The 5,321-nt window shown below is 61.5% G+C and carries 2 protein-coding genes and 5 pseudogenes; 4 read left to right on the top strand and 3 right to left on the bottom strand.

Going from position 1 to position 5,321, the window contains the following annotated elements; translation table 11 throughout:
* Positions 1-346 precede the first annotated feature (346 nt).
* Positions 347-1,371: pseudogene (locus tag BMI01S_RS44495) on the top strand (IS110 family RNA-guided transposase).
* A 72-nt stretch (positions 1,372-1,443) separates the two neighbouring features.
* Here BMI01S_RS44495 and BMI01S_RS40135 read toward each other — a convergent pair.
* Positions 1,444-1,545: pseudogene (locus BMI01S_RS40135) on the bottom strand (IS66 family transposase); the annotation flags it as partial.
* Between the two features lie 505 nt (positions 1,546-2,050).
* Positions 2,051-2,188 (bottom strand): annotated as a pseudogene (locus tag BMI01S_RS43610) (transposase); the annotation flags it as partial.
* Positions 2,189-2,282: 94 nt separating this feature from the next.
* On the opposite strand from BMI01S_RS43610, the pseudogene BMI01S_RS35740 reads away from it, so the two are divergent.
* Positions 2,283-2,657: pseudogene (locus BMI01S_RS35740) on the top strand (sulfite exporter TauE/SafE family protein); the annotation flags it as partial.
* Between the two features lie 7 nt (positions 2,658-2,664).
* Here BMI01S_RS35740 and BMI01S_RS40125 read toward each other — a convergent pair.
* A pseudogene (locus tag BMI01S_RS40125) lies at positions 2,665-2,913 on the bottom strand (carboxymuconolactone decarboxylase family protein); the annotation flags it as partial.
* Between the two features lie 153 nt (positions 2,914-3,066).
* Here BMI01S_RS40125 and istA point away from each other — a divergent pair.
* Positions 3,067-4,560: an IS21 family transposase gene (istA, locus tag BMI01S_RS35735; RefSeq protein WP_042292703.1), complete on the top strand. Its 1,494-nt coding sequence runs from the start codon at positions 3,067-3,069 to the stop codon at positions 4,558-4,560.
* Positions 4,557-5,321: IS21-like element helper ATPase IstB (istB, locus tag BMI01S_RS35730; protein ID WP_042292701.1), on the top strand; the 765-nt coding region annotated here is incomplete at its 3' end. The genes istA and istB, both read left to right, overlap by 4 nt.

Below are 5,321 nucleotides of genomic sequence, written 5' to 3'. Positions count from 1 at the left end.
AATCCGACGCATAATCCGCTCGTCCTGCCTGGGGGAATTTAGCCGCCCACAAGTGGAGGAGTTTGAACTGCCCATCCGGGCAAAGCGGCGCTCAATGGTTTTCGACCGGTCACGATGCGTATGCTGGCCATGATACTGGCGGCAACACGGCAAGGGAGAAAAAACGGGGAAGGTTGCCCTGCCGCCACTTGCACATCGCACGCTTCGCATGCCCTCACGCGCGGCGCGGAACTGGTGACGGTCCGGGACGGTTCTGATAATCATATAGCCGGCCCCACGCCGTTGTGGTGAAGCGGCGGGCGTAGAGTTGAGGTTGCGAGACCCGCTTGACGCACAGGAGGCCGGCATGGACAAGTTTAGCGGAATCGACCTGCACTCGAATAACAGCGTGGTTGTGATCAGCGACGAAATTGACCGTGTTCTCTACCAGCGGAGGTTACCGAACGATCCCGTCCAGATTCGAGCAGCACTGGCACCCCACCGTGCAGATCTCGTGGGAGTGGTCATTGAAGCAACGTACAACTGGTACTGGCTTGTGGATGAGTTGATGAGCGACGGCTACCGGGTGCATCTGGCCAACCCTGCAGCGATCCGGCAGTATGACGGCCTGAAATACAGTGGTGACTTCACCGATGCGGCCCACCTCGCGCAACTGCTTCGTCTGGGGCTTTTGTCGGAGGGGTACATCTATCCGGTGGAGCAACGTCCGCTGCGTGACCTTGCGCGCAAACGGATGCAACTGGTGCAGTGCCGTACAGCGCAGATCCGCAGATCCTCGCGATTGAAAACCTGTTCTCACGTCATACCGGTGGACAGATGGAGAGTCAGCGGGTCAAGCAACTGGATCAGAAGCAGGTCAACGAATTTGGTTTTGCTGCTGATGTGACGCTTGCGATGCAAGCGAATCTGACGGTCATGCTGACCTTGCAGAAGGAGATTCGGGTCATCGAGAAGCGACTCATGGAACAGGTGAAGCTGGACCCGGATTACGCATTGCTGAACTCAGTGCCGGGTATTGGTCCGGTTCTCGCTACCACCATCATGCTGGAGACCGGGGCCATCTCGCGCTTCACCAAGGTTGGCAATTTCAGTTCGTACTGCCGCTGCGTGGATAGCCGGCGTGAAAGCAACAGCCGGAAGAAAGGCGAAGGCAATACGAAGAACGGCAACAAGTATCTGGCGTGGGCATTTGTCGAGGCGGCGAACTTCGCCATTCGTTCATGTCCACAAGCCCGGCGCTTTTACGAGCGGAAGAAACACGCTCGAAACAGGATTGTCGCGATCAAGGCGCTGGCGCACAAGCTGGCGCGTGCCTGCTATCACATGCTTCGGGAGCACAAGCCATTTGAGATAAACCGCTGCTTTGGCTAAAGGTGGTGCAAGGGGACCGAGCCCAGTATCGCGACTGGTGCGAAGCCATGGTTCTGATTGGGCCAGGGGGCTGTAGCCGTCGCTCATCAGCATGCCGCTGTAATCCCCGAGGAAGGCCTTCGGATGCTCCTGCCCGCGCCCCGGCTGGTACTCGAACAAGACCACAGGTTGCGCGCAGTTCTGGGCGCTGCGCTGGGTAGCCGAACGCGGTTGCCCGCGCCCGGCCCCCAAAGAACTGTACGTGCAAGTTTCCCCGCATACAGCTCAAGCCCCGACAAAGGCATCTTGTCGACACCCGTTCACACCACTGTTGGTCCAGCGTACGACGAATTTCCGTGGCACCTGGGATGATGCAGTTGGAGATTGCTCGCCGCGTCCGATCCGCCTTCGGTTTTCTTGACAACAAAGCGGGTGTCCCATGGGGTAACCGAACATGCAGCGCGAGCGCCATCGACGGAACCGGAGTAGACGGTGTCGACGGCGACACTGGCGCGGAGATGACGGGAACAAACACCGGTAAGGTACTTGCATTGCTGGGGCCTCTGACCGTCGGAGCAGGAATGTCGATCGAGACGCCATCGATTACCATTGGGTCTGGCTCCCGGGAATCGTGCAGGATCTGATGCTGATAGCGCGTGATCCACCGGCGTAACTGGTTCGGGTTGACGTCGTGATCCATGGCCGCACGCGCGATCGACACGCCCGGCTTCAGGCATAGTGCGACCAGTTCCCGTACAGCATCCTCATTAAATTCGCGCCGGCCATCCCGTTTCTGGCCAACGACCAGCCTGCTGCGAAGGTCTCGATTCTCGTTCATTGCGGTCTGAGTGCATGTGTCCACGCGGACACTTAGGTTCAGACCTTCAGCCACTCATTGGAAGGACGTTGTTCCTCGACCGCATACGTTTGACTGGTCGTGGCCCGCCGCACTGGCACTGGCGGCGACCGGATCGCTGACCGGCCTGATGACGGGCCTGCTCGGCGTGGGCGGTGGATTCATCATCGTGCCACTCATGCGCAAGCTGACCGACGTGTCCATGCACGGCATCGTAGCAACGTCGCTGATGGTGATTGCGCTGGTTGGCGGTGGCGGTGTGCTGGCGACGGCGATGCACGGCACGGCATTTCCGTTCGATGTCGTCCTGTGGTTCAGCACCGCTACCGCCGCGGGGATGCTGGGTGGACGCCGCGTTTCGCATCGCCTGGCCGCTCAGCACGTCCAGTCCGGATTTGCGGCCATCCTCGTGTGCGTTGCCCTCGCCGGCATGGTAGTAGAGCACGCGATTGCGCCTGTCAGGCGGAAAACTCCTCGAACGCTGCTAGCGCATGGGTGGCGTACATCATCGACGGACCACCGCCCATGTAGACTGCAGTAGCCAGCACGTCTTCGAGTTCCTGCCTCGTCATGCCGAGCTTGACCAGCGTCTGGACATGGAAACCAATACAGTCGTCGCACCGGGAAGATACGGCGATGCCCAGCGCAACCAGCTCGCGGGTCTTTTTGTCCAGAGCACCATCCTTCGTGCCCGCAGCCTGGGCGGCGACAATTAGCTTGGCCGGTCGTTGACGTTTGTTTTGGCCGGTGGTGAGGAGTCGGAGGCGGCGTAGCCGCCGGAGACGACGAACCACCGGCGGCGCCGCGTCGGCGGGGCAATAGGATGGCTGATCGATTCTTAAAGAAGAAGCGGTCAGCACATGTCTGGAACCCGCATCACCGACCAACAGGTTCGTCTCTACATGAACAAGCGCAAACACCATCCGCAGGAAGTCGCGGCTGCCAAGGCAGGAATAAGCGTGCGCAGCGCACGCCGCATAGAGCGTGACGCGACGTTGCCATCCCAGAAGCCGCGGCGCTCCTGGCGCACCCGTCCCGATCCGTTCGCCGATGTCTGGGACAGCGAAGTCGTGCCCTTACTACGCAACGCTCCCCATCTGATGGGCATCACGATCCTGCGCAAGCTGCAGGATGATCACCCGGGCTGCTACCCCGACAGCATGCGTCGCACGCTGGAACGACGCATTTCTCAATGGCGGGCGCTCGAAGGTCCCAGCCAGGAGATCTTCTTCCCCCAGGAGCATCAACCCGGCGTGCGCGGGCTGTCTGACTTCACCGATATGAGCAAGCTGTGCGTGACGATTGGCGGCGCGCCGTTCGAGCACCGGCTGTATCACTTCGTGCTGGCATTCTCTCGCTGGGAGTATGCCTGCGTGGTTGAGGGTGGCGAGAGCTTCGAAGCCCTCGCCAACGGGTTGCAGAACGCTCTATGGCAGGCGGGAGGTTGCCCGCGCGAGCATCGCACCGACAGCCTGTCCGCCGCCTTCAAGAACCTGAGCGAGAAGGAGGACTTCACGACCCGTTACAAGGCGCTGCTCGAGCATTACGACATGCAGGGCACACGGAACAATCGCGGTCTGGGGCACGAGAACGGGAGTGTCGAATCCTCGCATCGGTATCTGAAGGACGCAGTCGATCAAGCCCTGATGCTGCGTGGCCATCGCGACTTCGTCGATCGTGCCGCCTACGACGAGTTCATCCGCGAACAGGTGATGCGCCGAAACCGGCGCTGCGCCGCCGCGTTCCGTATCGAGCGCCAGCAGCTTCAGGATCTGCCGGAGTACCGTACCACCGACTTCGTCGAGGAAGAGGCCCCTGTGACCCGCTGCAGCACGTTTACGGTGCGGGGCATCCTCTACAGTGCGCCGTCGCGCCTGATCGGTCACCGGCTGAAGGTGCGCGTCTACGGCGACCGGCTCGACTGTTACCTGTCCGGCGTGCTGGTGCACAGCACCGCACGGGGCTCCCGTGCGCACGACAACCGTCACGCGCTTGATTACCGCCACTTCATTGGCTCCCTGAAGCGCAAACCGCAGGCATTCAAGGGGCTCGCGTTTCGTGATGCACTGTTCCCGCGCGAGGCCTACCGCCGGACCTGGGAACAACTCGATGCCCGCCTGTCGCAACGCGAAGCATGCAAGACGATGGTTGGCCTGCTTGAACTCGCCGGCCTGCACGGCGTGGAGGCCGCACTGGCCGGACAGCTTGACGTGTTGCTGGAAGCCGGCAAGCTGCCCGATCTCAAGGCGCTGCGTGAGCAGTACGCTCCCCGTGAGGCCTCGTGTCCTGAAGTGGAGGTGCAGATGCCGCCCGTTGCCGTCTATGACGAACTGCTCGAGGAGGTGGCAGCATGAACGCGCCCGCACATGATGGTGGCCGCCTGGCCCTGATGCTCAACGAGCTGCGTTTGCCAACGATCGGCAGGTTGTGGCCCGAGTTCGCCGAGCGTTCGGACAAGGAAGGCTGGCAGGCCACGCGACTGCTTGGCGCACTGCTTGAGCACGAACTGGCTGAGCGTGCCAAACGACGCATCGAGCGGCATCGGACCGAGTCGCATCTGGAGCCGACCAAGACGCTCGCCACCTTCGACTTCAGCGCTGTGCCAATGGTCTCGAAGGCTCATGTGACGGCGCTGGCCACTGGCGAGTCATGGCTGGAGAAAGGCGCCACGGTCCTTCTGTTCGGCCCACCTGGGGTCGGGAAAAGTCATCTAGGTTCGGCCATCGGGCACGCCCTGATCGATGCCGGCTACCGCGTGCTGTTCACGCGCACCAGCGAGCTCGTCCAGAAGCTGCAGGCCGCACGCCAGAGCCTGCAGTTGCCTTCAGCGCTGGCCAAGCTCGACCGCTTCGACTTGATATTACTTGACGACCTATCGTACGCCCGCAAGGACCAGGCCGAGACCAGCGTGCTGTTCGAACTGATTGCCGAGAGGTACGAGCGCAAAAGCCTTCTGATAACGGCCAACCAGCCGTTCTCGGGCTGGAATGACGTGTTCCCTGACCCCGGCATGACGGTCGCCGCCATCGACCGGCTTGTGCATCACTCGACGATCTTCGAGCTCAACGTCGAGAGCTACCGCCGCCGCAAGGCCGGCGACAAACAGAATGCACGG

This window comes from Paraburkholderia mimosarum LMG 23256 = NBRC 106338, assembly GCF_000739815.1.
Lineage (GTDB): Bacteria > Pseudomonadota > Gammaproteobacteria > Burkholderiales > Burkholderiaceae > Paraburkholderia > Paraburkholderia mimosarum.
This window is presented reverse-complemented; position numbering and strand designations above follow the sequence as displayed.

Bases quoted from the DNA above. Each gene is read 5' to 3' on its own strand.
- istA (WP_042292703.1), top strand. From the start codon at position 3,067: ATGTCTGGAACCCGCATCACCGACCAACAGGTTCGTCTCTACATGAAC.